The organism is Rothia sp. HMSC065B04 (assembly GCF_001812285.1).
Classification (GTDB): domain Bacteria; phylum Actinomycetota; class Actinomycetes; order Actinomycetales; family Micrococcaceae; genus Rothia; species Rothia mucilaginosa.
Window position 1 is genome coordinate 1 of sequence record NZ_KV808410.1, and the last position, 24,080, is coordinate 24,080.

At 60.6% G+C, this 24,080-nt stretch carries 18 protein-coding genes, 1 pseudogene and 1 riboswitch; of the genes and pseudogenes, 8 read left to right on the top strand and 11 right to left on the bottom strand.

Annotation, left to right across the window (positions count from 1 at the left end; translation table 11 throughout):
- Window positions 1-118 precede the first annotated feature (118 nt).
- On the bottom strand, window positions 119-3,130 hold the full coding sequence (gene polA / locus HMPREF2845_RS07420; protein ID WP_070634351.1) for a DNA polymerase I: 3,012 nt from the start codon (window positions 3,128-3,130) through the stop codon (window positions 119-121).
- A 441-nt stretch (window positions 3,131-3,571) separates the two neighbouring features.
- Here polA and HMPREF2845_RS07425 point away from each other — a divergent pair, with 441 nt between their 5' ends.
- The 3 genes from HMPREF2845_RS07425 (at window position 3,572) to HMPREF2845_RS07435 (ending at window position 5,850) form a co-directional block, all read left to right on the top strand.
- On the top strand, window positions 3,572-4,849 hold the full coding sequence (locus HMPREF2845_RS07425) for a dicarboxylate/amino acid:cation symporter (RefSeq protein ID WP_070634352.1): 1,278 nt from the start codon (window positions 3,572-3,574) through the stop codon (window positions 4,847-4,849).
- Window positions 4,850-4,981: 132 nt separating this feature from the next.
- Window positions 4,982-5,488: a PaaI family thioesterase gene (locus HMPREF2845_RS07430; RefSeq protein ID WP_070543074.1), complete on the top strand. Its 507-nt coding sequence runs from the start codon at window positions 4,982-4,984 to the stop codon at window positions 5,486-5,488.
- A gap of 113 nt (window positions 5,489-5,601) precedes the next feature.
- On the top strand, window positions 5,602-5,850 hold the full coding sequence (locus tag HMPREF2845_RS07435) for a hypothetical protein (protein ID WP_005506231.1): 249 nt from the start codon (window positions 5,602-5,604) through the stop codon (window positions 5,848-5,850).
- A 238-nt stretch (window positions 5,851-6,088) separates the two neighbouring features.
- Here the strand turns inward: HMPREF2845_RS07435 and HMPREF2845_RS07440 are convergent, their stop codons facing one another.
- Window positions 6,089-6,700 (bottom strand): ANTAR domain-containing response regulator, encoded by a 612-nt coding sequence (locus tag HMPREF2845_RS07440; protein ID WP_005509159.1) that lies wholly within the window; start codon window positions 6,698-6,700, stop codon window positions 6,089-6,091.
- Window positions 6,701-7,139: 439 nt separating this feature from the next.
- On the opposite strand from HMPREF2845_RS07440, the gene HMPREF2845_RS07445 reads away from it, so the two are divergent.
- Window positions 7,140-8,042: a PIN-like domain-containing protein gene (locus tag HMPREF2845_RS07445; RefSeq protein WP_070634353.1), complete on the top strand. Its 903-nt coding sequence runs from the start codon at window positions 7,140-7,142 to the stop codon at window positions 8,040-8,042.
- A gap of 129 nt (window positions 8,043-8,171) precedes the next feature.
- On the opposite strand, the gene HMPREF2845_RS07450 is transcribed toward HMPREF2845_RS07445, so the two are convergent.
- Window positions 8,172-9,221: a glycosyltransferase gene (locus tag HMPREF2845_RS07450; RefSeq protein ID WP_070634354.1), complete on the bottom strand. Its 1,050-nt coding sequence runs from the start codon at window positions 9,219-9,221 to the stop codon at window positions 8,172-8,174.
- A gap of 284 nt (window positions 9,222-9,505) precedes the next feature.
- On the opposite strand from HMPREF2845_RS07450, the gene HMPREF2845_RS07455 reads away from it, so the two are divergent.
- The 3 genes and pseudogenes from HMPREF2845_RS07455 to HMPREF2845_RS09420 all read left to right on the top strand — a co-directional run bounded on the left by HMPREF2845_RS07455 (window position 9,506) and on the right by HMPREF2845_RS09420 (window position 11,444).
- The gene (locus HMPREF2845_RS07455; RefSeq protein ID WP_070634355.1) at window positions 9,506-10,297 is read left to right on the top strand and encodes a hypothetical protein; all 792 of its coding nucleotides are present in this window, start codon (window positions 9,506-9,508) and stop codon (window positions 10,295-10,297) included.
- A 46-nt stretch (window positions 10,298-10,343) separates the two neighbouring features.
- A pseudogene (locus HMPREF2845_RS09505) lies at window positions 10,344-10,544 on the top strand (helix-turn-helix domain-containing protein); the annotation flags it as partial.
- 186 nt (window positions 10,545-10,730) lie between these two features.
- Complete coding sequence (locus HMPREF2845_RS09420) at window positions 10,731-11,444, top strand: ImmA/IrrE family metallo-endopeptidase (protein ID WP_246824641.1); 714 nt, start codon at window positions 10,731-10,733, stop codon at window positions 11,442-11,444.
- A 142-nt stretch (window positions 11,445-11,586) separates the two neighbouring features.
- On the opposite strand, the gene ftsY is transcribed toward HMPREF2845_RS09420, so the two are convergent.
- Complete coding sequence (gene ftsY, locus HMPREF2845_RS07465) at window positions 11,587-12,696, bottom strand: signal recognition particle-docking protein FtsY (protein ID WP_070634357.1); 1,110 nt, start codon at window positions 12,694-12,696, stop codon at window positions 11,587-11,589.
- Between the two features lie 180 nt (window positions 12,697-12,876).
- Here ftsY and HMPREF2845_RS07470 point away from each other — a divergent pair, with 180 nt between their 5' ends.
- Window positions 12,877-14,295, top strand: a complete 1,419-nt coding sequence (locus HMPREF2845_RS07470; protein ID WP_070634358.1) for an MFS transporter — start codon at window positions 12,877-12,879, stop codon at window positions 14,293-14,295.
- Between the two features lie 528 nt (window positions 14,296-14,823).
- Here HMPREF2845_RS07470 and trpC read toward each other — a convergent pair.
- From trpC to pnuC, 7 genes are all read right to left on the bottom strand, one after another.
- A complete protein-coding gene (trpC, locus tag HMPREF2845_RS07475) occupies window positions 14,824-15,639 on the bottom strand; it encodes an indole-3-glycerol phosphate synthase TrpC (RefSeq protein ID WP_070634359.1) in 816 nt (271 codons plus the stop codon).
- A gap of 14 nt (window positions 15,640-15,653) precedes the next feature.
- The gene (locus HMPREF2845_RS07480) at window positions 15,654-17,264 is read right to left on the bottom strand and encodes an anthranilate synthase component I (RefSeq protein WP_070616439.1); all 1,611 of its coding nucleotides are present in this window, start codon (window positions 17,262-17,264) and stop codon (window positions 15,654-15,656) included.
- Between the two features lie 193 nt (window positions 17,265-17,457).
- Window positions 17,458-17,934: a 6,7-dimethyl-8-ribityllumazine synthase gene (ribH, locus tag HMPREF2845_RS07485; RefSeq protein WP_005506244.1), complete on the bottom strand. Its 477-nt coding sequence runs from the start codon at window positions 17,932-17,934 to the stop codon at window positions 17,458-17,460.
- Window positions 17,935-17,991: 57 nt separating this feature from the next.
- Entirely contained in the window at window positions 17,992-18,828 is an 837-nt protein-coding gene (locus HMPREF2845_RS07490; RefSeq protein ID WP_141752962.1) for a GTP cyclohydrolase II, read from the bottom strand.
- Window positions 18,829-18,836: 8 nt separating this feature from the next.
- Window positions 18,837-20,120 (bottom strand): 3,4-dihydroxy-2-butanone-4-phosphate synthase, encoded by a 1,284-nt coding sequence (gene ribB, locus HMPREF2845_RS07495; protein ID WP_070634360.1) that lies wholly within the window; start codon window positions 20,118-20,120, stop codon window positions 18,837-18,839.
- Between the two features lie 250 nt (window positions 20,121-20,370).
- Entirely contained in the window at window positions 20,371-21,681 is a 1,311-nt protein-coding gene (gene ribD, locus HMPREF2845_RS07500; RefSeq protein ID WP_070634361.1) for a bifunctional diaminohydroxyphosphoribosylaminopyrimidine deaminase/5-amino-6-(5-phosphoribosylamino)uracil reductase RibD, read from the bottom strand.
- Window positions 21,682-22,413: a nicotinamide riboside transporter PnuC gene (gene pnuC / locus HMPREF2845_RS07505; protein ID WP_049337701.1), complete on the bottom strand. Its 732-nt coding sequence runs from the start codon at window positions 22,411-22,413 to the stop codon at window positions 21,682-21,684. It abuts the gene before it with no gap.
- Between the two features lie 359 nt (window positions 22,414-22,772).
- Window positions 22,773-22,971, bottom strand: a riboswitch (FMN riboswitch).
- Window positions 22,972-24,080 lie beyond the last annotated feature (1,109 nt).

Below are 24,080 nucleotides of genomic sequence, written 5' to 3' on the forward strand. Positions count from 1 at the left end.
GGGCGGGTTCCCTGTAGGAACGAGGACGATAACCACCTTTCCAAGCGGAACAGTGCATCCCACGCAGAGCCAAGCTGAGCACCGCTTTTCCATGCGGAGCCAGGCGGAAGAAACGCGCCTAGTGGCCCGCCTCCTGCCAGGACTTACCCCAGCCGACCTGCACATCCAGAGGAACACGCAGGGAGGCGGCACCGCTCATCTCCTCGACGAGCACGCGTTCGGCGGCTTCACGCTCACCGGTGGCGACTTCGAGGATGATTTCGTCGTGCACCTGCAGTAGCATGCGGGTCTTCAGACCCTCTTCGCGCAGGCGGCGGTGAATGTTGATCATGGCGATCTTGATGATGTCCGCGGCGGTGCCCTGAATCGGGGCGTTGAGGGCGGCACGTTCGGCGGCTTCTCGGCGTACACGGTTGGGCGAGTCCAGGTCGGGCAGCACGCGGCGGCGGCCGAAAATGGTTTCGGTGTAGCCGTCCTGGTGTGCCTGCTTGAGCACGCCGCGCAGGAATCGTCCCACGCGTCCGAAGCGCTTGAAGTAGTTGGTGCGCAGTTCGCCTGCTTCATCGGAGCTGATGTTCAGCTGCTTGGCGAGGCCGAAGCGGGACAGGCCGTATGCCAGGCCGTAGGACATTGCCTTGACCTTGGAGCGCTGCTCGGGGGTGACTTCTTCGGGGGCGACGCCGAAGACTTCGGAGCCGACGTAACGGTGCAGGTCCTCCCCCGCTTCGTAGGCTGCGATGAGCTTCTCGTCGGCGGCGAGGTGCACCATGATGCGCATTTCGATCTGCGAGTAGTCGGCGGTGAGCAGACCCTCGTACTCCACACCATCGACGGGTGCGGGCGCGACGATGAATGCGCCACGGATGCGGCGGCCTTCTTCGGTGCGGATCGGGATGTTCTGCAGGTTCGGCGCGGTCGAGGAGAGGCGGCCGGTGGCGGCGGCACCCTGCTGGAAGGTGGTGTGCACGCGTCCGTCGTCGGCGGCTGCTTTCTGCAGGCCTTCGACGGTCTGTACGAGCTTGATGTTGTCGCGGTAGGCGGCGAGCGCACCGAGGAATGCGGCACCGTCGGACTCCGGGGAGATTTTGGTGAGCAGTTCGGTGACGGATTCGGCGTCGGTGGAGTAGCCGGATTTGATTTTGCGGGTGTGCGGCAGGGCGAGCTTGTCGAAGAGCACGGTCTGCAGCTGTTTGACGGAGGCGAGATTGAGGGGTTCTTCGCCGTCGTCGGTTTGGACGGTGTCGCCGATGATGGTGCGTGCGGCGTCCTGCGCCTGGTTAGCGCGTGCGGAGAAGGTGTCGTGCAATTCGGTCAGGAGTGCGTCGGAGACGGCGATGCCTGCCTGCTCCATGTCTGCGAGGACGTAGAGCAGCGGCAGTTCGATTTCTTCGTAGACCTTCAGCTGGCCGTGCTCTTCCATTTCGAAGTGCAGCAGACGTGCGAGTTCGTGGATGATGCGGCTGATTTGCGTGAAGTAGCGCAGGTTGTCGACGGGTTCGGCTTCGCCGGGCAGGCTGAAGAGGGAGGGTTCTGCCTCGTCTTCTTCGGGCTGGAAGACGAGCTGCGCGTAGGGGTCCTTGGGGATCCAAAGGTAACGTTCGGCAAGGTCTTCCATGCGTTCGGAAAAGAGCTTGCGGGTTGCGGTGGGGATGAAGCCGCACATGTAGGAGGACAGGGCGGGGTCTTCGACGGCGCCGGCAAGTTCGTAGCCGTAGGCGCGCAGGAGTTTGCGCTGAACCTTGAGGTCCATGACGATTTTGCGGGCTGCTTCGTCGGAGAGCCAGGCGGCGAGGGCGGCGTCGAGTTCCGGGTCGATGGTGCGGGTATCGATCCAGAGGCTAGTGTTCTTGCTGGTGAGGAGCACGCCGAGCAATTCGGGGTTTTCTTCGGCGGCGCGGATCTTGGTTTTGGTGACCTTGACGGCGGGTGCGTCGCCGATGGCGGGACGTGCTACGGGCAGGTTGGTGACCGGGTAGAGGGTCACGGCACCTTCGAGGCGTTCGGGTACGGCGATGGGCACGCCCTGTTCGTCGTTGCCGTAGTTTTCTTCGGCTGCGGCGGCGCAGAAGGCACGGAATGCTGCTGCGTCTGCGTTTTTGGTGGGTGCGCTGGTGGCAATGGGTGCGTAGACGGGGCCGGTGGGTGCCTTCTTGGGGGCGCCCTCCTCCCCTGCTTCTGCGGTGGAGCTTGCAGAGCCTGCGGTTCCGGCGGCGCGCACGATGGGGCCGAGGGTGTCGGCGGCGCGCTTGCGGATGGTGCGGAATTCTACTTCGTCGAAGAAGGTGTTGAGTGCATCCAGGTCGGGGGTGAATGCGGTGTCTTCGAGGGTGACGTTCAGGTCGAGGTCGTTGACGAGCTGGTTGAGGCGGCGGTTGCGCACGACGTTGTCGATGTTTTCGCGTAGTGCTTCGCCCTTCTTGCCGCCGATTTTGTCGCTGTTTTCGATGACGGCGTCGAGGGAGCCGTATTCGCCGAGCCATTTAGCGGCGAAACCGGGACCCACGCCGGGTACGCCGGGCAGGTTGTCCGCCTGTTCGCCGGTGAGGGCGGCAAGGTCGGGGTACATGTGCGGGGGTACTTTGGTTTTCTTTTCGACGGCGGCGGGGTCCATGCGCTGAATACCCTTGGAGGGGCCGGTGGTGACCGGGTAGAGCAGGGTGACGTCGTCGGTGACGAGCTGGAAGATGTCACGGTCGCCGGAGAGGATGAGGACCTTGTAGCCGGCTTCGGTGCCGCGGCGGGTGAGGGTTGCGACGATGTCGTCGGCTTCGTAGTTTTCGTAGGTGAGCGCGGGGATGTTGAGCGCGCCGAGCATCTTTTTGATGAGGTCAATCTGGCCATTGAAGGCTTCGGGGATGGCGTTGCGGCCGCCCTTGTATTCGCCGTATTCGGCGGTGCGGAAGGTGCCGCCGGGTAGGTCGAAGGCTACGGCGATGTGGCTGGGCTGGTTGTCTTTGATGATGCTCAGCAGGGTGGAGAGGAAGGCGTGGACGGCTTCGGTGTGCTGGCCGTCGCTGCGCACGAAGATGTGCTGTCCGGTCTTTTCGGCCATGGTGTAGATGCCGAAGAAGGAGCGTAGGGCGAGGGAGTGTCCGTCAATGAGCAGGAGGGTTTTGTTCTCTGTAGTCACTCCTCTAGTGTATCGAGTCTGAGTTTTCTTGGTGGTTGGCTTCGTGACGGCTGGGTTCGGGGGGCTAGTTTCGGTGGCTACTGGTTAGCCCTGTGGGGAGGCGCCCGCGCTGTGTTGGGTGTCGGTGCTGTGTTGGGTGCCGGTGCTGTGCCATATAGCGGAATAACAGGGTGTGTGGAAAGAGTTTTACCTCATATGTAGGTGCCGGTGGGGGGCGTTTGGTGAGTTTTGTCCCAAAAATTGTGCCCCAAGCCACTATGTGAGGTGGATAATAATACAGTTTCCAGATAATATATAACCTTATTATCGCCTCCAGCGTAGGAACCCCCACATCCCGTGTATTCATAGGCAGAACTCTACCCAGAATTCACCGGCAGGATTCACCGGACCGTGAGGGCACATCCCGCGCTCAACACACAACGAACCCTTATTTAGGAAACTATGAAGGCACTCAAAAAACTACCCCTTCTCGTATGGATTCTCATCGCGATTGCATCGGGTGTACTCATCGGCTTGCTGACCCCCGGAATGATTAGCGGCATTAATGACGCAACCGGCGCATCCATCGCCACCGACTTCATTGTGCAGCTCTTCGTCTCCTTCTCCACCGTGTTCAGCGCCTTCCTAAGCTTCGCGATTCCACTGATTATTATCGGCTTCATCGTGCCCGGCATTGGTTCTCTCGCGCAGGGTGCAGGCAAGATGCTCGGCATCACCGTGGGTCTGGCATACCTCTCCAGCGTCCTTGCTGGCTTCCTGGCACTGACCTGCGCACTGCTGCTCTACCCCATCATCTTGAAGGGTCAGCAGCTCGCATCCTTCGATAACCCCGAGAACGCCCTCTCCACCGGTTACGTTTCCATTCAGCTGACCCCGATTATGGGCGTGCTGAGCGCCCTGATTCTCTCCTTCATCCTGGGCCTGGGCATTACCGCTTTGAAGACCCGCGCAATGCTGAACCTCTTCGAGGACTTCCAGGTCATCGTTGAGAAGATGCTCAGCTACGTGATTATCCCCCTGCTGCCCGTACACATTGTGGGCGTGTTCGCGAACATGACCCTCGCCGGTCAGGTCGCCAAGATTCTCTCCGTTTTCGGTCTTGTGTTCGTCATGGTGATTATTCTGCACTGGGTCACCCTGGCCCTGCAGTACTCGGTGGCTGGCGCGGTGTCTCGCCGTAGCCCCATCCAGATGCTCAAGACCATGATGCCCGCGTACTTCACCGCAATCGGCACCCAGTCTTCGGCTGCGACCATCCCGGTGACCGTGCGTTCTGCAAAGAAGGCTGGCATCTCTGCTCGCGTGGTGGACTTCGCGATTCCGCTGTGCGCAACCATTCACCTCTCCGGCTCCATGATCACCATTACCTCCTGCGCGGTGGCTGTGCTGTTCATGACCGGTAAGAGCCCCGACTTCGGTTCGCTGGTTCCCATGATTCTAGTGCTCGGCGTGATGATGGTTGCCGCTCCCGGCGTTCCCGGCGGTGGCGTGATGACCGCAATCGGTCTGCTGGAGTCTATGCTTGGCTTTGACTCCTCCATGATTGCCCTGATGATTGCTCTGTACCTGGCTCAGGATTCCTTCGGCACCGCGACCAACGTGACCGGTGACGCGACCATCGCAACCCTGACCGAGCGCATCTCCAAGGCAATCGGAGCGAATCCCGATAAGGAAATCCGCGACGAGGACATCGAAAAGGCAGAAGCCATTTCCGCCTAATCCTCTCCGCTTCCATAGCGTTTTTCAGCCCCGCCTCCTGAGTTCAGGAGGCGGGGCTGACCCGCACCCGGAAGCACCCGCGAAAAGCTATCCCGCCTAAAGCAACAAAAACCGAGGAGTACACTGGAAGTCATGACTGAAAACAACACACACCACGCACCCGTCCGCGCGGCAGCACCCACCACCCTCAGCGCAGAAGAAATCAAGGCGCAGCTGACCGAAAGCGGCATCCCCGAGCACCTGCACCCCTACTTCCCCCGCGGCCTGGGCGAGCTCATCCCCGCCATGGGCATTAAGTTCCAGGAACTCACCGCAGAACGCACCGTTGCGACCATGCCCGTCGCCGGTAACACCCAGCCCATCGGTCTGCTGCACGGCGGTGCCAACGTGGTTCTCGCCGAGACCCTCGGCTCGCTCTCCGCGGGTGTGCACGGCGGCGAAAACCTCGTAGCAGTCGGTGTGGACATCAACGCAACCCACGTGCGCCCGGCAGTCTCCGGCGTGGTTACCGCAACCTGCACCGCTGTCAAGCTCGGACGCACCCTGTGCATCCACTCCATCGACATTGTGGATGAGCGCGGCCGCACCACCTGCACCGCACGCATCACCAACATGCTGATTCCCCGCCCCACTGCATAATCTCCCGCAGTATAAAGTCCTACAGTCTCAGCAAGTAGCCTAAAATCGTAGAAGCACGGGGTACACGGCACCCCGCCGACACCCCACCAGAAGGTACGACCAGAAGGAGCACCATGGCCCGCGAGCGCACCCCCTATTTCAAGCGTTACCCGAAGATTGTGCGCGCCAAGCGCATTGTCCTGCCCATCGCAATCGGCGTGATGCTGGTGTGCCTGGTGACCGCCATCAACAACCCCGGCAGCTTCTGGTGGCTGGGCGTAATGCTCGGTACCGGCGGTATGCTCTGGGCTGGCTCCCCCACGGACCGCCCCATCAGCGGCCCAAACAATGACGAAGATGATTTGAACCGCTACCTGCGTTAAGTTCCGTGTAGCGCCGGGTTCCCGCCCGCGTTAGGCACCCGATTCGCGGCGCACACCCGCGAACCGTTAAACACGAACGCCCCGTCCCTCAGCTTCATCGTGAGGGGTGGGGCGTTTGTGTGTCATGAAAAGGTGCTGATCAGATACTGGCCAGCTGAAGGCGCATACGGGCGAATCCTAGTCTTCGCCGTAGCGTGCATTCGTACCTGTACTGTCACGTACTTTGCACGTCTTGTGCTTAGGAGAGCTGCTTGATGATGGTGTCGGAAACTTCGCGCATGGACAGGCGGCGGTCCATGGAGGTCTTCTGAATCCAGCGGAATGCTTCCGGCTCGGTCAGGTTCATCTTGGTGATGAGCAGCGACTTTGCGCGGTCAACGAGCTTGCGGGTCTCGAACTGGTCGCGGATGGTGCCCACTTCCTTCTCGAGAGCGCGAATCTGCTCGTAGCGGCTAATTGCCACCTCGATTGCGGGAACCAGGTCGTTCGGGGAGAACGGCTTGACGACGTACGCCATAGCGCCTGCCTCAACGGCACGGTCTACGAGTTCCTTCTGACTGAATGCGGTCAGCAGAACGACGGGAGCAATCTGCTCCTTCGCAATTTCTTCAGCTGCGGTGATGCCGTCCATGATCGGCATCTTCACATCCATGAGGACGAGGTCGGGGCGGTGCTTCTGCGCTAGCTCGACGGCGGTCTTGCCGTTATCGGTTTCTGCAACAACATCGAAACCCTGGTCCTTCAGAATTTCAACGATGTCGAGGCGAATCAATGCCTCGTCTTCAGCCACGACGACGGTGCGGGCCGGGCCCTGCTCCTCCGCCTGGTTTTGAGTGGTCAGCTCTGACATTACTCTTCTCCTTTATCAAATTTGAATCACTTAAAGTCTACAGGAGGGAATAAATGTTCATCTACTTTCTCGCCTCGTCCCCCGCGTGTTATATGCGTCCTATGTGCAGGTGGGAGGAGTTTTCTTTCGTCATTTTTGAGCCACCACGCAGATTTTGCATCTTAATGCATGTTTTTGTTCTATACTGCTCATGACCACAAAGAAAAACCCGCACAACGCAGAGGTCACGCGGCGAAATTCACACCTAAAACATAGACCCGAAAATGACTCTGACATGCAATAACGCGTCGTCGGGTTAGATACAAACGTAATAAACAAAATATTTATACCGAAACTCCATCACCTGCCAAAGAAGGCCGATACACTGGAATGGATTATTCTCCTCGACTTCTCCGGCACTCGCATTTGACCGACCATACTCGATACCCGGAGGGGATTCATGTCAATCACCCGTCAAGCACGCACCTTGTACTCAGACTTCGTCGAGTACAAGGAACTCGATCGCGCCCCGCTGACTTCCATTCACCCCGGAATTCTCATCGCCTTCGACTCCACCGCGCTTGCAAGCCTCTACAACTACCCAACCCACATTAGCGACGAAATCCTCCGCGCCTACTCACAGCTACGCGGACACGCCTTCCTCCCCCACCAGGCACTCAAAGAATTCTGGGCAGCACTCGACGGCGCCTCCCCCGTACCCGCCGCTGCAGACCGCGTCCGCTCAGCGCTCGCATCCTTCAAAGAAACCCTGCCCGAAGAACGCAACTCCCCCTGGAGCGCGTTGCGTTCAGTTACGCACCAGCTGGACCACTCCATCGCGCAGATCATGAGGATCCTTGAACCCACCACCGACACCGGATCCATCAACATGGCACGCCGCGAAGATGACACGATCCTGCCGCGACTGAACCGCATCTTCACCGGACACGTGGGTGCGGCACCCAGCCCCGAACGCCACGAACAGCAGTGCCGCGAAGCCCTCGCACAGGGCCACCCGTTGCTCGCTAACGCCAGCTTTGACGCCGACTTCGCGCTCTGGAACCAGTGCGTTGCCGAAGCAACCACCCGCGTGAAAGGCACCGACTGCGTCTTCGTCACCGGTGGTGTGCGCGACACCTGGCTGCGCAACGGTCAGCAGGTACGCGCCGCATCGGGCGGCGAACACGTGCGTCAGCTCGCGAACCGCCAGCTGCTGCGTGAATACACTAAGGCAACCGGAGGCGGCGTGTTCCGCATCTACACCGTTGAGGAGATCCTGCGGCTCGCCTCCAACCAGTACGGCGTGACCGTCAGCGACGCTACCTACAGCGCGATTCGCGCGGAACAGCCCGTAGCTGTGTAGGCAAGCGGTGTAGGCGGCCAACCATCACGCCACACTAACAACCACCGTTAACCGCGAGAAGCCACATGTGTTTCGAGAAGCCACCAAAAACGTGGCTTTTCGAAACACATGTGGCTTTTCAGCATCTAGCTAGTTCTCGCAGCTGGCGCGGTACAGCTCAGCGGCGCGTTGCTCCGAAGACTCGTCATCACCGAGGAGCAGATAGCACAGGTACAGGGTGAAGGCGGCGCGGCGGTCGTCGGCGAGCGCGCTGGTTCCTTCGCCGGGGTGGGCGCTGAAAGCGATAACGTCGTGTGCCTGAGGCAGGGCGGCAATCAGGTGCGCGGCGGTTTCGTAACCGTCCTGGTCGCCGGGCAGGGTGACGTGGTGCGGCTCCTGGTTCTCGTCAGCAGTACCAGATTCCGCGCGAGCGGCGGAAAAGTTAGCCTTGAGGACGTCCTCAACACGGCTCATCAGCTCATCATCGGGCAGTGCGCGGTCGTCTGAGGCAAACGCAACGTGGATGCCGTTCAGAGTCTCGTAGGGGTGCTCACCCGCAAAGTATCCGGCGGCAAGCGCGTAGCCGGTCAGCAGCTGCGCCTCGGCGGCGGTGAAGGTGCCGCGCGCCTCGCGCAGGGCGGGTAGTAGCAGCTCGGTCAGGAGAGGGTGCAGAGACTCGGGGGCGTTCGCGATAGCCTCCTGCAGGTACTCTTCCGCTTCCGCGGTGGGCTCGGCGTTGAGCAGGGTCAGGAAAGCCTCATCGGTGCCATCCCAGTAGCGGGCAATCAGTACGAGGGTCGCAATGAGCGCGAGAAGTTCACGGTAGTTACCCGAACGGTCAGCGGCGAAAGTGTTAGCAACAACGCGAGCGAGCATGCGGGTGGCAATGTTCTCGAGGACGAACTCGTCGTAGGCATTATCGCCGGGCCAGTTTGCGGGGTCGGGCAGGTAGGTTTCGTCCAGGTACCGCAGCACGGGTTCAAGGGGCACGGGAGCATCCGCCGCAAGGTCGGGGCGGCACTGCTCAACCCAGCTGTTCACGGTAGCCTCGTCGGCAATGCCGGTAGCCTCTGCGAGCTGGGCGCGCGAAAGGCTGTACGGTGCAACGAGTGCGGCGAGGTCATCACACGCGCCATTGGAGCGGTAGGTGGGTCGGTAGTTGGGGGCGGGAAGAGTTCCGGGGAGGTTGGTGGCTGCCATGGTAGCTCCTTCGCTGAGGTTCGGGGTGAATTGGGTTGTATGGTGTGCGATGCTCAGGCCTGTTTGAGGGTCCTGTGCGCCTTCTTTCTACGCATCTTCTAATTTCAGAATATCCCAGAGCCCCGCATCGTGTGCTGCCCGTCGTCATTATGGGCTTCGGAGTGTTTTTATCGCCTTCACCATACCCGCCATAGACACATATAAGCACCCATCAGTTGTTAATGATAGAATCGCAGTGTATTATTTAGTTAATTTTCAAACAATATTTTTCAAAGGAGTTAATAATGTCCCACTCTCCCTATAGCAACAAGAAGGTCATGGAGGACTGGCTTAAAGACCTCGGGGTTTTGGATACTCTGGCCACTGCGGCAAAGATTATCCAGCTTGCGGCGAATAACCCGGACTACCCTGAACATGCACGGAACGCCAGCAAGGGCATGAACCACTACGAGCTTGTTGCTGAAAATCTTAATCGTGTCACCCTTACCGGTGATAAGTTTGTCTCATTTCAAAATGAACCTATCACTAAGAATCTCAACGCTTTGGCAACTGACCTTCCGCAGGAAGCATATCCGCTTCTCACTGCATTGAGCCGTCGGCGTGGTCTTTACCGCAGTGATTCGTACAAGAACATGCCCTATTGGGAGGTCAGCACCTGTTGCTCCCTGGTAATGCAAAGCGCTAACCGCTTCGGTGGCATTGACAAGATTCGTTGGGAGAGCAGCACGAAAAAGCGAATTATTTCAGCAACGAATCACTACGTTCAGGACACTCTCGATATTCCGGGGTTGGATGATCTCGTCGAAGATTTGCCGTTGCGTCTCCCCATTTTGGTAGTAGCGTATAATATTTCCCCCGAAGGTGAACTTAAGGAGTTTGCCCTTGGTCTACCTGCTCCGGTCGAACGTCGCAACCAGAGCCCTTGGGTATGGACCATTGATGTACTCGATCATGCAGCATCGTCGAAATTCCTTGCCGCCATCGATTCCGCGCAGGAAGAAGTTCAGTCTACGACCCATCCTGAGGCCCCGGCAGTTCCTGACGCTCATGTTAAGCTGAAGAAGGCAGCCGAGTAGGAGCTGTTATGACTCATACACCACACTCTTTGTCCGCGAAAGCATTATGTCTGTACAAGATTCTTCCCCCATACTCTCCTTTGACCCAAGGAGGCTCACGTTAGCTCGAGAACTTCAAGGTGTCCGCAAGAGCGATTTGGCTAGGAGTCTTGGAGTTAGTGCTGTCACTATCACTCATTGGGAGTCGGGTAACCGAAACCCAACTAAAGATAATGTCTACGCACTAGCTCTGACTCTTGGCGTTGCTCCATCTTTTCTTGAAAGTCAGTTCTCAGAAGCCCCATTAATTTCTGGCGCACCTCACTTTAGGTCCTTACGCTCGACAACTCAGCTTAGCCGCAACCAGGCTCAAGCGTATACGCAGGTTGTCCAGGATGTTATACATACAATGAATGAGTACGTCGATTTCCCGGACCTGGTACTTCCCAGCATCTTGACTGATTCTGACCTTCCCGGTTCTGAGATTCCTCGTCTAGCAGCTGAGCAGGTTCGTAAAGATTGGGGTTTAGGAAATAAGCCTGTCCAACATGTTGTCCGCGCCATGGAGAACCATGGTATCGTCGTTGTCTTTGCACCATTCCACAGTGCAGCAATTGATGCATACTCCACTTTTGGTAGCGAGGCTCCAGTAGTAGTTCTGAACCCGACAAAGGGTGATTACTACCGTCAACGCTTTGATGCCGCCCATGAACTAGGCCACCTAGTAATGCATGCTGATGCTGATCCTGGTCATAAGGTTCTTGAGGCTCAGGCTCATGCATTTGCCGCAGAATTTTTGGCACCAAGTGCATGCATTCAGGATGAATTGCCTACAGTCATGAACGGTCAAGGCTGGATGAAGCTGAAGGAGCTTAAGGAATATTGGGGCATCAGTATGCAGGCTCTTTTGTATAGGGCTAAAGAACTGGGCCGCCTTTCAGACGATGCCTACCGAAACGCAATGGTTACCGTTTCTCGTAACGGATGGCGTTCCAAGGAACCAGGTCTTATTTCTTCTCTCGAAGAACCGTCCCTAATTCCTCATGCGATTAGTCTCATCGAGGAGTCAGGCGTTCCGTCTGAGATATTGAGAGAGAAATCGCGCGTACCTCAACATTATTTTGAAGTCATCACAGCGCGACGTCCTGTTCTACCAGTAAATGCATAGGAATCAAGCCTCGAGGGAGTGTAATTCTTGCACTCTCTCGAGGCTTCTCTGGGCATCCCCAAAATGTATCAGGCCAGTTCAACGGAAAAGCCACATGTGTTCCAAACACATGTGGCTTCTCGGCGCAGAAGTAAAAAGGATATTAGTCCAGCAGTGCGTCCACGAATGCTTCGGGGTCGAACGGTGCCAGGTCGTCCGGGCCTTCGCCCAGGCCGATGAGCTTGACGGGAACGCCGAGCTCCTCCTGAATGGCGACCACAATACCGCCCTTCGCGGTGCCGTCCAGCTTGGTCAGCACGATACCGGTCACGTCCACGATATCGCCGAAGACCTTCGCCTGAACCATGCCGTTCTGGCCGGTGGTCGCGTCGATCACGAGCAAAACCTCGGTGACCGGCGCTTCCTTCTCAATCACGCGCTTGATCTTGCCGAGCTGATCCATCAGACCGGACTTGTTCTGCAGGCGGCCTGCGGTGTCCACGAGCACGGTGTCAACGCCCTGCTCCTTGCCAGCCTTCACAGCGTCAAATGCGACGGATGCGGGGTCGGCGCCTTCCTTCTCGGAACGCACGGTCTTCACGCCCACGCGGTCACCCCAGGTGGTCAGCTGCTCAGACGCAGCGGCACGGAACGTATCCGCAGCACCCAGAATCAAGGACTGACCGTCAGCAACCATCACGCGGGCAATCTTACCGACGGTCGTAGTCTTACCCACGCCGTTCACGCCAACAACCAGCACCACGCCGGGGTTACCGTCACTACCGGCAGTCTTCAGTTCACGGTCCATGTCGGGGCGAACAATCTTCACGAGCTCCTCACGGAGCATCTTCTTCACCGCGGCGGGGTTGCTCGTACCCTCAACGCGCACGCGCTGCTGCAGCGCCTCCACCAGACGGGTGGTCGGCTCAGAACCCAGGTCGGCAAGCAGCAGGGTTTCCTCAACCTCATCCCAGACATCCTGGTCGATGCGGTCGCGAGAAAGCAGAGCCAGCAGACCCTTGCCGAGCATGTTGTTCGAACGAGCCAGGCGGGCACGCAGGCGCACCAGGCGACCCGCGGACGGGTCAGGCATATCAAGTTCAATAGCGCGAGGTGCCGAGCTTTCGGGTTCTTCCGCCGAACCGCCGGAGGCCTTAGCCGCCTCCTGACGCAAAGACTGCAGGTTCGCGGTCTTCTTGGGTCGGCGCAGAACCGCGAAAAGCACACCGGCAATAACCAGTACACCCAGCACGATCGCGCAAATCATCATCATCGTTTCATTCACACTACTAGCTTACCGGTTTGGGCGGTTTGACTGGTCGAGGTTACGCGCATGCCCGGCTGTCGGCGGAGTAGACTGGACACTGTTAAGTTTTTTAGCCGAACACATGGTTGACAGTTGCGGGTGGGGCCCGCGGCTGCCGCACGGCACCGCACGATTTCGAGGATGAACATGAGGAACCCTGCCAAAACACCGCCTGTTTTTGACCCGCACACGATTGACCCGAACCGCGTGCCGACCGGCTTGAAGGTTCTGATTGCTGCGTCGTTCATGATTGCGGTTGGTTTTGGTTTGGTGGCGCCGGTGCTGCCGAACTATGCGCAGAATTTTAATGCCACGGTCACCATGGCGACGATGGTGGTTTCTGCGCTCGCAATTACGCGCCTGATTTTTGCGCCCTCGGCGGGTCAGCTGATTACCCGCTGGGGTGAGCGTCCGGTGTACACGATTGGCATGCTGATCGTGTCGGTGACGTCGTTTATGATTGCGTTCGCTTGGGATTATTGGGTGCTGCTGGGTTCGCGTGCGGTAGCGGGTATCGGCTCGGTCATGTTCACGGTCTCCGCGATGGGTCTGCTGGTGCGCCTGTCCCCGGCGCATATGCGCGGCCGTATTTCGGGTTATTATGCGACGGCGTTCCTGCTGGGTAACCTGCTGGGCCCGGTGATTGCGAGCGCGCTGGCGCCCTTTGGTATGCGTGCGCCGTTCATTGTGTATGGTTTTTCGCTGCTGGCGGCGGGTCTGATTGTGTGGTTCTTGATGCCTTCGCAGGCGGCGCTGGAGGCGGAGCGCGACGCGATTATGGAGGCGGCGGCACTGGCTGAGGGTAAGGGCACCGGGGTGTTGCCGTCGGCGGCGCCTTCCCCTGCTGACACTCAGGCTGGCGCATCCGGTAAGGGCGCTAAGTCTGCTGCATCCGGCGGCGCTGCGGGTAAGAGTGATCTGCCTGCGATGACGGTTCGTGACGCGTTGAAGTTCTCGAATTACCGTTCTGCGTTGGTGTCGAATTGGGCGATTGGCTGGTCGGTGTTTGGTGTGCAGTCGTCGATTATTCCGTTGGCGGCGGCGTATTTGGCGACTGGTGGCGATATGTCGAATTCGGTTGCGGGTACCCTGTTGGCGTCTTTGGCGATGGCGACGAACTCGTTTGGTAATGCGTTGACGCAGACGTTCTCGGGTCGTTTTTCGGATCGTTTTGGTCGCCGTGTGATGGCGTTTTCGGGTCTGCTGTTGGCGGGTTCTGCGGTGACGTTTATGGGTTTCGCGCCGGTGGCGTGGGTGTTTGTGTCGTTGACGGCGTGTCTGGGTATTGGTGCGGCGTTTATGGGTCCGTCGATTCAGGCTGCGGTGTCTGATGTGATTGGTACTCGCCGCAGTGGTGGTCAGGTGTTGGCGGTGTATCAGATGTGTAGCGATTTCGGTATGATTTTGGGCCCGCTGGTGGCTGGTTTGATTGCGGATGCGTGGGGTTTTGTTCCGGCGTTCATTATGAGTGGTTTGTTGTTGGTGGCGGCGGCGTTTACGTGGGCGCCGTTCCGTAAGGCGCGCTGGCCGAAGGATATTGCGGACACGGACTATACGGGCCGCTAAGAGCTCTCTAATAAGTAAAAAGCCGGTGCCTGCTGCGAAGCAGGCACCGGCTCTATCTCTATGTATCAGGTCTGTATCCGGGAAGTAGATAAAAATCCGACAGGATAAATAACCCTAGAATCAGGTGAGCTGACCCGAGAAGGAAACCCCAGACCAACCCCTATTTCAACCATCCCAAGGCGAGCTAATTAGAGAAGGGAACCACATACCAGCTTCATATACCCAAGACTGCGGCGAGCTACCCCGAGAAGGTACCCACCTACCAACCCCTTCTATCCTCCACCCGAGGGGTAGGCGACCTAGAGGGCGACCGGACACGCGAAGCGGGGGCTCCGTCCTCGAAGCGCCCCCAGGCGCTGAAGAGGGGGCACTCCCCCGCAAGCGTGAACCGGTACAACCTCTCAAACAACTAGCCCACGGAAGTCACTCCCCCGCGAGCGTTGTCCGATACGCCCTCTCTCAAACCCTAGCCCACGGAAGCCTCACTCCCCCGCAAGCGGCGTCCGGTATGCCATCTCTTAGCACCCCCTATCGGCTCACGGGCACCTTGGAGAATTCGCGCACGGTACCTTCCGGGTCGCCGGAGCGTACCAGCGCTTCACCGATGAGGATTGCATCCGCACCGGCGCCGGCGTAGGCGCGCACATCCTCGATGCCGGCGACACCGGACTCGGCAACCTTAATCACCGAGTTGGGCAGGTGCGCCGCGAGGGATGCGTAGTGCTCGTTATTGACCTCAAGGGTCTTGAGGTTGCGCACGTTGATGCCCACAATCTTGGCGCCGATGCGCTGGGCGACCTCAATCTCTTCGGGGGTGTGGGTCTCGACCAGCGCGTTCATGCCGAGCGACTCGGTGAGTTCGAGGAACTCGCGCAGGGTCTTCTCATCGAGGGCCGCGACGATGAGCAGCACCAGGTCGGCGCCGTGCGCGCGGGCCTCCCAAATCTGGTACTCGTCGACGGTGAAGTCCTTACGCAGCACGGGGATGTTCACGGCGGCGCGCACAGCGTCCAGGTCGGCGAGGGAGCCGTTGAAGCGGCGCTGTTCGGTGAGCACGGAGATTGCGGCTGCGCCACCTGCCTCGTAGCGTGCGGCGAGCGCGGCGGGGTCCGGAATCTCGCCGAGGGCACCCTTGGAGGGTGAGGAGCGCTTCACCTCAGAGATGATGCGTGCGGTTGCGCCGTTGCCGCCGCCGGGCACTTCACCGCGCAGGGAGGCGAGTGCGTCGCGGGCGGGTGCGGCTGCGAGGGCGCGCTTCTTCATTTCTTCGAGGGGAACCTGCTGTACACGGGCGGCGAGGTCTTCGCGGACGCCGACAATGATCTCGTCGAGAACGGTGCTCATGGTGTCTCCTTGGGTTACTTGGTGGCGTTGACGGCTGCGTCTGCGTCGAGGGGTGCCAGGCCGGAGGCGGTCAGCACGGCGCGCAGCGGGGCGGCGGACTTATTGACGGTCTCAAGGGTTTCGGAGTCCGGGTTGGAGTCCATGACGAGGCCCGCGCCCGCCTGCACGTAGGCGGTGCCTTCCTTGAGTACGGCGGTGCGGATGGCGATTGCCATGTCCATGTTGCCGGCGAAGTCGAAGTAGCCGCATACGCCGCCGTAGACGCCGCGGCGGGTGGGTTCGTATTCGTCGATGAGCTGCATGGCGCGCGGCTTGGGTGCACCGGAGAGGGTGCCCGCCGGGAAGGCGACGCGTAGCACGTCGTAGGCGCTGAACTGCGGGTCGAGTTCGGCGCTGACGGCGGAGGAAATGTGCATGATGTGGCTGAAACGCTCAATGATCATGAACTGGTCGACGGACACGGTGCCGGGCTTGGCGATGCGTGAGAGGTCGTTGCGTGCCAGGTCGACGAGCATGAGGTGTTCGGAGCGTTCCTTTTCGTCGGCGAGCAGTTCCTCGGCGAGTGCGAGGTCTTCTTCGCGGGTTGCGCCGCGCGGGCGGGAACCGGCGATGGGGTGGGTGCTGGCGATGCCGTCCTTGAGGGTGACGAGCGCCTCCGGGGAGGAGCCGACGATGTGGAAGGGGGTGCCGTTGCTGTCTTCAAAGTTGAAGAGGTACATGTACGGCGAGGGGTTGGACTGGCGCAGTACACGGTACACGTCGAGTGCCTTGGCGTTGGTTTCGGCTTCGAATCGGCGTGAGAGCACAATCTGGAAGACATCGCCGTCGATGATGTTCTTCTTGGAACGGTCGATGGCGTCCTTGAAGCCCTGTTCGCTCCAGGTGAGGGTGACGTCTTCGCGGACCTTACGGTCAATGTCCGCCACGCCGGAGAGAGTGGAGGTGGTTGCGGTGGCGCCGCGCTGCAGGCGGCGGAGCATGCTGTGCAAACGCGCGACGGCGTCCTCGTAGGCGCCGTCAACGTTTTCGCTAGTGCCGTTGAAGTTGATGGCGTTGGCGACGAGCAGGACGGTGCCGTCCTTGTTGTCGTGGATTGCCATGTCGGAGACCATGTTGAGCGCGAATTCGGGCAGGTTCACGTCGTCGGCGGGCGGGAAGGGCAGGTGCTCCCAGTGGCGTACGACGTCCCAGCCGAGGTATCCGACCAGGCCGGAGGTGAGCGGCGGCAGGGTCGGGTCGGGTTCGGTGTAGAGCATCTGCAGGGTCTTTGCGATGGCCTCTACGGGATCGCCGTCGACGGGTGCGCCGGCGGGGGTGCGTCCCTGCCAGTGGACTGCGCCGTCAACGGTGGTGAGGGTCGAGCGGGAGGATGCGCCGATGAAGGAGTAGCGGTCCCAGGCTGCGGATTCGCCTTCTGCGGAGATTTTGGCGGATTCGAGCAGGAAGGTGCCGTGGGCTGCTTCGACGGGTTCGCCCTGGTCGTTTTGGAGTACGAGGGATCGGTAGATGCCGATGGGGGTGAGTGAGTCGGCGAGGATTTTGATGTGTACGGGAATGACGCGGGTGCCGGCTGCGCGGGCGCGGAATTCTTCGAGGCTGGGGGTGATGGTGCCCAAATCCTGCATTGCTGTACTCCTTGGTGTTGGGTTGGGAGCGCGTCGGTGCGCTATCACCTGAGCGCGCTGTGGCGCTGCGGCTCAGCATACTGAGGCTCTAGTGCCGCGCGTTGTTTCAGTTTAACCGGTACTGCGGCCCAGTTCCACGGTGAAGATCCAATAGTTCTCTTCGTGGAACTGAGCCGCGTACCGTTCAGCCGTGTTAGTTGCTGAACTGCTTGAGGGTTGCTGCGGTCTGCAGTGCCGCTGCGGTCGCCTCGTAGCCCTTGTCTTCGTTGGAGCCTTCCAGGCCTGCACGGTCGAGTGCCTGCTGCTCGTTGTCGCAGGTGAGCACGCCGAAGCCGATGGGGCGGCCGGTCAGCACGGACACGTCGGTCAGGCCGTTGGTTGCGCCCTGGCAGACGTAGTCGAAGTGGGGGGTGCCGCCGCGGATGACCACGCCGAGCGCGACGATTGCGTCGAACTTCTCAGCGAGGCGGGTTGCTGCGACGGGCAGTTCGAAGGTGCCGGGAACGCGCACGAGGGTCGGCTCGATGCCTGCGTCGCGTGCTGCACGCTGCGCACCGTCGATGAGGCCGTCCATGACCTGGGTGTGCCAGCTTGCCGCTACGATTGCGAGCTTGAAGCCCTTGTAGTCTTCGGGGTTGAGGGTGGTGTCTGCTGCGCCTACGCCGCTCATAGTGTTCTCCTTGTGGGTTTTTGGTTTTTGAAAAATTAGGGGTTTGCAGGGGTGCCGCTACGCGCTTTTGAGCACGTGGCGCATGCGCTCACGCTTGGTCTGCAGGTAGTGTGCGTTCTCGACTCGGGCGGGAATTTCGTCCGGGATGAGTTCGGTGACTTGCAGGCCGAGGCTTTCGAGCGCCTCCTGCTTGGCGGGGTTGTTGGTCACGAGCCTCAGCTCGTTCACACCGAGTTCCTGCAGGATCAGTGCCGCCTGCGAGTAGTCGCGCATGTCGCCGTCCAGGCCGAGCGCCAGGTTCGCGTCGAGGGTGTCGAGCCCGGCATCCTGCAGCGCGTAGGCGCGGAGCTTGTTGACCAGGCCGATGCCGCGTCCTTCGTGGTTGCGCACGTAGATGAGGTACCCGCCGGTGTGGCCAATGATGCGCAGGCCGTTCTCCAGCTGGGGGCCGCAATCGCATCGGAAGGAACCGAAAATATCGCCGGTGGCGCATTCGGAGTGGATGCGTACCGCGGGCACTCCCCCGTCCTCGGCGGGTACGGGGGTGCCGTCACGGTCGAGGGCGCGGGCGCTGATGTGCTCGGCGCCGTCTGCGAATCGCCAGGCGCGCAGGCCGAACACACCCTGCGGGGTGGGTACGGCGATCTCTTCGGTGCTTTCGACCAGCAGCGGGCTGGGGTTGGGCACCATATCGAGGGGGCTGACTCGGTAGCCTTCAGCGAGCTGGGAGGCGATGCGCAGGGATTCGGTGCTGAGCTCTTCAGCCTGCGCCTCAACCGACTCGACCAAGGTGTCCGCTGAGGGGGTGCCCGGCTCTGCCAAGGTGACAGCCGCGGGGGTGCTCAGCTCTGCGGGAGTGCCCGGCGTTGCCTGGGTGTTAGGGGTTTCGCTCATGCGTTCTCCTACGCCTTAGCTACGTACTTGATGAGGTCTTCGATAGAGATCATGGGCAGGTTGTGCTCGGTGGCGAAGGCGCGCAGTGCGTCGAAACGCATCATGGAGCCGTCGTCGTGCACGACCTCGGCGATAACGCCCACGCCGGACAGGCCCGCCGCGAGGGAGAGTTCCACTGCGGCTTCGGTGTGGCCGGGGCGTTCCGCCACGCCGCCGTCAACGGCGCGCAGCGGGAAGATGTGGCCGGGGCGGGTAATGTCCGCCGGGGTCGAGGCTGCATCCGCGAGGATCTGCACGGTGCGGGCGCGGTCCGCCGCGGAGATACCGGTGCTCACGCCGGATGCCGCATCGCAGGAGACGGTGTATGCGGTGCCCTTGGGGTCTTCGTTGTTGGTGACCATGGGCGGCAGGTTCATCTCGTCGGCACGCTTGTTGCTCAGGGGTGCGCAGACCACGCCGGAGGTGTAGCGGATCATGAAGCCCATCAGCTCGGGGGTTGCGTGCTCGGCGGCGAAGATGATGTCGCCTTCGTTTTCGCGGTCTTCATCGTCAACGACGACTACGGCGCGACCTGCGGCGATAGCGTCCACTGCGGTCTGCACGCTGTCGAGGACGCTTGCGGCGTCGGCGCGACGCGGCGCAACCTGCTCAGAGGAAGAAGCCTGGGGCACGCCTGCGAACGCGGTCAGACGCTGCACGTACTTAGCGAGCGCATCGGTCTCAAGGTTCACGCTGTCGCCAACCTTGAGGGCGCCGAGGTTGGTTGCCTTCAGGGTTTCGGGGATCAGGCCGACCTCGAACCATGCGGGGCTTTCGCCGGGCTCAGATACCGCGGTGACGGTCAGGGACACGCCAGAAACAGCGATGGAGCCCTTCTCAGCGAGCAGGGGTGCCAGTTCGGTGGGCAGGTTGAAGCGCAGGGTGCTCCACGCCTCGTGCGCGGTGACGGATGCGAGGGTACCGACCGCATCCACGTGGCCCTGCACGACGTGACCGTCGAGGCGGCCACCGGCGGGCAGGCAGCGCTCCAGGTTGACGGTGTCGCCGGGGTTCAGGTTGCCGAGGTTGGTACGGCGCAGAGTCTCACCCATCGCGTAGGCGCGGAACTGGCCGGGCTGCAGCTGGTCGAGGTCGATAGCGGTGAGGCATACACCGTTGACGGCGAGGGATCCGCCGTGTTCGAGGTCGGCGACGATGTCTCCGGCGTTGAGGGTCAGGTAGGCTGCGTCGCTACCTTCGATGGGGGTGATGGATTCTACGGTGCCGAGGGCGCCAATGATTCCGGTAAACATGTGTGCTTTCCTTTTCTCGCCGTGTCCGCCGGGGCGTCGTCGTTGAGGGCGACGGGCGGCGATGGTTTGTTCGTCGGTATAACTATACGTATTTTTCGAATATTCCCCGTGACGGGGAGCTTTTGTGCCAGCATACGAACCAGCCGGCACAAACTAGCCGGGCGCCGGCGGGGGTTCCTTGAGGTACTACTCCCCCGCCCGCGCTCAACCCAGGCGGATGCTAGTTCAGCCGCGACTAGTCCAGCCTCGGCTAATCTAATCTCGGTTCGGGCGCGTGGCAGGCGTCCAGCTTCGGCAGGGTACGCCGCTCACCCGGTTCCTGCGCCGTTCCGCGAGGTGCCGGCACCAGGTGCGTTGCGGTGTCATTGCCGAGCACGCGCACCGCCGGGAACATGCCCAGGTCGTCCAGTTGCAGGCGCGGCGCCTGCGCGAGGGTGTCCACGAGCAGACGGTACACGGCACTCTTGCCCTGCCCCATGATCATGGGGGCGCGGTACCAGACCATCTCGTCGATGAGGTCTTCACCGGCGAAGAGGCCGACCATGCCGGGGCCGCCCTCAATCATGAGGTGCCGCACCCCGCGGGCGTACAGTTCGTCGAGCAGTTCACGCGGGTCGTGGGTGAAGACCTGTAGGAAGTTCTGCGGGTCCGCCTCCACGCCTTCGGGCGGGTTGAGGCCGCGCACGCGGTAGTTCTCGGTAATCTCGGTTTTGCCCATGACCACGCGCAGCGGCTGCTTCTCGAAGCGTTCCCCGTTGGCGTCGCGCGCGTCCAGGGTCGGGTTGTCCATGAGGGTGGTTCGGGTACCGATCATGACGGCGTCGGCGCGGTGACGAATCAAGTGCCCGTCAATGCGCGCGGCGGGGCCGGTAATCCACTTGCTCGTGCCGTCAGCTGCCGCAATGAACCCGTCCAGGGTGGAGGCGCTCTTTGCGGTAATGAAGGGGCGGCGTTCGGCGGCGGCAATGAACCAGCGCTCGTTCAGCAGGTAGGATGCGTTCGCGAACTCCTCCATGGCGTGCACGGTGACGCCCTGCGAGCGCAGGTAGGCGGCGCCTCCGGCTGCGTTTTCGGTGTCGTCGCTGTAGGCGTAGTAGAGTTCGCTAATGCCCGCCTCGGCGACGGCGTGGGAGCAGGGGCCGGTGCGTCCGGTGTGGTTGCAGGGCTCGAGGCTCACGTACATGCGGGCGCCGGTGAGGTCGGTTCCCGCGGCTCGGGCGGCGGCGAGGGCGTCTGCTTCGGCGTGCGGGGTGCCTGCGCCTCGGTGGTAGCCCACGTGCAGCAGGTGCCCGTGCGCGTCAGTGATGACGGCGCCGACGAGGGGATTCGCGCCGCGAATACCCTGGCGTGCCGCCTGCAGTGCCAGGGTCATGGCTTCTGCGTGGCTGAGCTCCTGCTCGGGGCTGGGCAGCTGGAGGGTGCGTGCGGCGGGCAGCCCGGCGAGGTGGCCGTACTCCGCGGCAGAATAGTCCACATCGTTGCGCGGCGAAGATACGCTCGGGGTGACGGTTACGGGCAGGTGCGCGCTCGCCAGCACCTGCTGCGAGGGGTTCTGCGGCATTTATGCACGGCCCTTCTGCACGTCGGTTACTTCAACGGTCACGTCGGGGAACTGGGTCTGTACCTGGGTCTTCTGCGCCTCCAGGTTGCGGGTGCGCCACCAGACGAAGAAACCAACCAGGGTGAAGCACCCGTAGAACACGTACATGAAGGAGGTCGCGTAGTAGCCTGCACTCCACAGCAGCGGCACGCCGACCAGGTCGACGGCAACCCAGATGAGCCAGAATTCAACCCAGCCGCGCGCCATGCCGTAGGTGGCGAGCAGCGAGCCGGTGAAGATCCAGGCGTCGGACCAGACGGGTTCGTAGGAGCCGAGGGCGCGGAAGATGGGGGTGAGTAGCAGGGTGCCTGCGACCATGGCGACAACCAGGCCTGCGCGTTCGGTGTTGGTAGCCCACTTGGGGATCACCGCGGCACCTTCGGAGGCGTCACCACCGGCGGCGCGGGTTGCACGCCAACGATGCCAGCCCCAGATGGACACGGCAATAAACATGATCTGGCGGCCTGCCTGGCCGAGCATGGTGACGGGGTGCGGGCTGCCGACGAGGGCGCCCAGGAAGACGGTGAGGAGCAGCAGGTTGCCGAGAATGCCGACGGGCCACGCCCATACTTTGCGTCGCATTCCGCCGAGCGCCGATGCCAGGCCGAATGCGTTTCCGAGAACTTCGCGCACGAGGAGGGACTGATCCCCCACGTGAATTTGTGCGTCGAAGAGCCACCGCAAGATGTCCATTGTTTCTTTCCTCTCTGAGTTGGACCGTGTGTCGGATGCGCTGGGTGCGCATCTGCGGCGGCTCCGGGGAGAGGAACAGAAAGGGCGGCTACCGCGGGCATCTTATGGGGTGCCCGATTTATGGGATGGCCGGTATCCGTGGTGAGGCGGGAGCGGCGATTCAGCCAACCGTGGCTGAAAACCGTGGCTGAAATCAGAGACTGCGATCGAGGGGAATAACGTACCGGCACCTACGAAAGGTGCCTCTCCCCTGCTACACAGAAAGCTGATGCTCTCTGAAACAACTGCGTTGGGTGCGCGATGCAAGCTGTCCCAAGGTTTCTCGGGCGGCTCGACAGAGTGCGCTCCTGCCTTTTTCTGCTCGTGCTACCTTCCATCCAGACTGTACTGTCGGCACCGGATTTTCACCGGTTCGGCCTCTCTTGCGGGCGGGCTTCTCTAGCGGAGTCTTGCATCCTGTGCGGATGCGAAGATTCGTATGATTTTTTGCCTGCCTGCGAGAGTGGTTCGCGGGCTGTGACCGCCGGTTCGGAATTTCACCGACCCCGGAGCACGATGTTGATACTGATTATGCCACAGCGCACGCCGGGGGTTTAATTTGTTTTCTCTGGGATAATTTCCGTGACAAGATGACGTTTTATGACTGTACTCTCGGCGCATCTTCAAGACCCTCTCAACAAGCCCTCGCGGCAGCCACGTGCGGGACCGTTTTGGACCCGATTCTTCAATTTTCGGGAATGATTTATCACGGTTTCATAACGGTGGAGAGCACCAAACAGACCAAAGAGTTATGAGGACCTTCTGAGGGGTTACCAGAACACATTGAACACCCGTCAATACCTTTATGACAAGGAATTATAACAATAAGGTTAAATTATTGGTTTAAGGTTTACTCCAGGGGTGATTTAAGGTTATTCTTATCTACAGGAGCTCCCATCACCGATAAACCGGTTCCGTTGAGAGCGACATGATTCGGACCATCCGAGCACTCACATCAAACCCTTAAGCTTCTGCCATTTGAAGCTGGAAGACTACTCCGTGGACTGCATTCTTTGGATAGTTTTCGACGCAGCATCTGCGCGCACTAAACTGCGCGGTTTATGCGGCACACGATGCTGAGGTGCTTCACCATCGGGAGGCAACCACACCGAATTGTTTTTCTCAACGGAACCGGCGTGGGAGCTCTTCCGAATAAACTTCCGGAAGATCGCATGGCGTGCGCCTTTGTATACCTGTACGAGGGGGCGTTGTGCGTGTCAAACGGTCATAAGCTCCCGTTCTTCTGTCGTCGCCTACCGTGGTGCGCGATGGGGGTTACGGGAACCTTGCGGGATGGTTGATCCCGCGCGCTCTGCATTGTCTTGTGGAGTGTGGTGTGTTTGGGTGGCGTATTCGCAGTGCCGGAGCGAATACGCCACCCGTTTTTAACGTGTAAAACCCTGCCCACCCCAAACTCAGGCGAGCTGCACACGAAACTCAGCCCCAGACCAGCCTCATATACCCCAGACTGAGGCAAGCTAGCCTGAGAAGGAAACCCCGTACCAAGCCACCTATATTTCCCTACCTCAAGGGGATAGGCGACCTAGAGGGCGTGTACCGGACACGCAAAGCGGGGGCTCCGTCCTCAAGGCGCCCCAGCGCCGCAGAGGGGGCACTCCCCCGCGAGC

Excerpts from the sequence above, each read along its gene's own strand:
- ribH (WP_005506244.1), bottom strand. The coding sequence starts at position 17,934 with ATGAGCGGCGTAGGCGCAGCAGACACCACCCTCAACCCCGAAGACTAC.
- HMPREF2845_RS07470 (WP_070634358.1), top strand. The coding sequence starts at position 12,877 with ATGAGGAACCCTGCCAAAACACCGCCTGTTTTTGACCCGCACACGATT.
- ftsY (WP_070634357.1), bottom strand. The coding sequence starts at position 12,696 with ATGATGATGATTTGCGCGATCGTGCTGGGTGTACTGGTTATTGCCGGT.
- HMPREF2845_RS07430 (WP_070543074.1), top strand. The coding sequence starts at position 4,982 with ATGACTGAAAACAACACACACCACGCACCCGTCCGCGCGGCAGCACCC.
- HMPREF2845_RS07490 (WP_141752962.1), bottom strand. The coding sequence starts at position 18,828 with ATGAGCGAAACCCCTAACACCCAGGCAACGCCGGGCACTCCCGCAGAG.
- ribD (WP_070634361.1), bottom strand. The coding sequence starts at position 21,681 with ATGCCGCAGAACCCCTCGCAGCAGGTGCTGGCGAGCGCGCACCTGCCC.
- HMPREF2845_RS07445 (WP_070634353.1), top strand. The coding sequence starts at position 7,140 with ATGTCAATCACCCGTCAAGCACGCACCTTGTACTCAGACTTCGTCGAG.
- ribB (WP_070634360.1), bottom strand. The coding sequence starts at position 20,120 with ATGTTTACCGGAATCATTGGCGCCCTCGGCACCGTAGAATCCATCACC.
- trpC (WP_070634359.1), bottom strand. The coding sequence starts at position 15,639 with ATGAGCACCGTTCTCGACGAGATCATTGTCGGCGTCCGCGAAGACCTC.
- HMPREF2845_RS07440 (WP_005509159.1), bottom strand. The coding sequence starts at position 6,700 with ATGTCAGAGCTGACCACTCAAAACCAGGCGGAGGAGCAGGGCCCGGCC.
- pnuC (WP_049337701.1), bottom strand. The coding sequence starts at position 22,413 with ATGGACATCTTGCGGTGGCTCTTCGACGCACAAATTCACGTGGGGGAT.
- HMPREF2845_RS07425 (WP_070634352.1), top strand. The coding sequence starts at position 3,572 with ATGAAGGCACTCAAAAAACTACCCCTTCTCGTATGGATTCTCATCGCG.
- HMPREF2845_RS07480 (WP_070616439.1), bottom strand. The coding sequence starts at position 17,264 with ATGCAGGATTTGGGCACCATCACCCCCAGCCTCGAAGAATTCCGCGCC.
- HMPREF2845_RS07455 (WP_070634355.1), top strand. The coding sequence starts at position 9,506 with ATGTCCCACTCTCCCTATAGCAACAAGAAGGTCATGGAGGACTGGCTT.
- HMPREF2845_RS07450 (WP_070634354.1), bottom strand. The coding sequence starts at position 9,221 with ATGGCAGCCACCAACCTCCCCGGAACTCTTCCCGCCCCCAACTACCGA.
- HMPREF2845_RS07435 (WP_005506231.1), top strand. The coding sequence starts at position 5,602 with ATGGCCCGCGAGCGCACCCCCTATTTCAAGCGTTACCCGAAGATTGTG.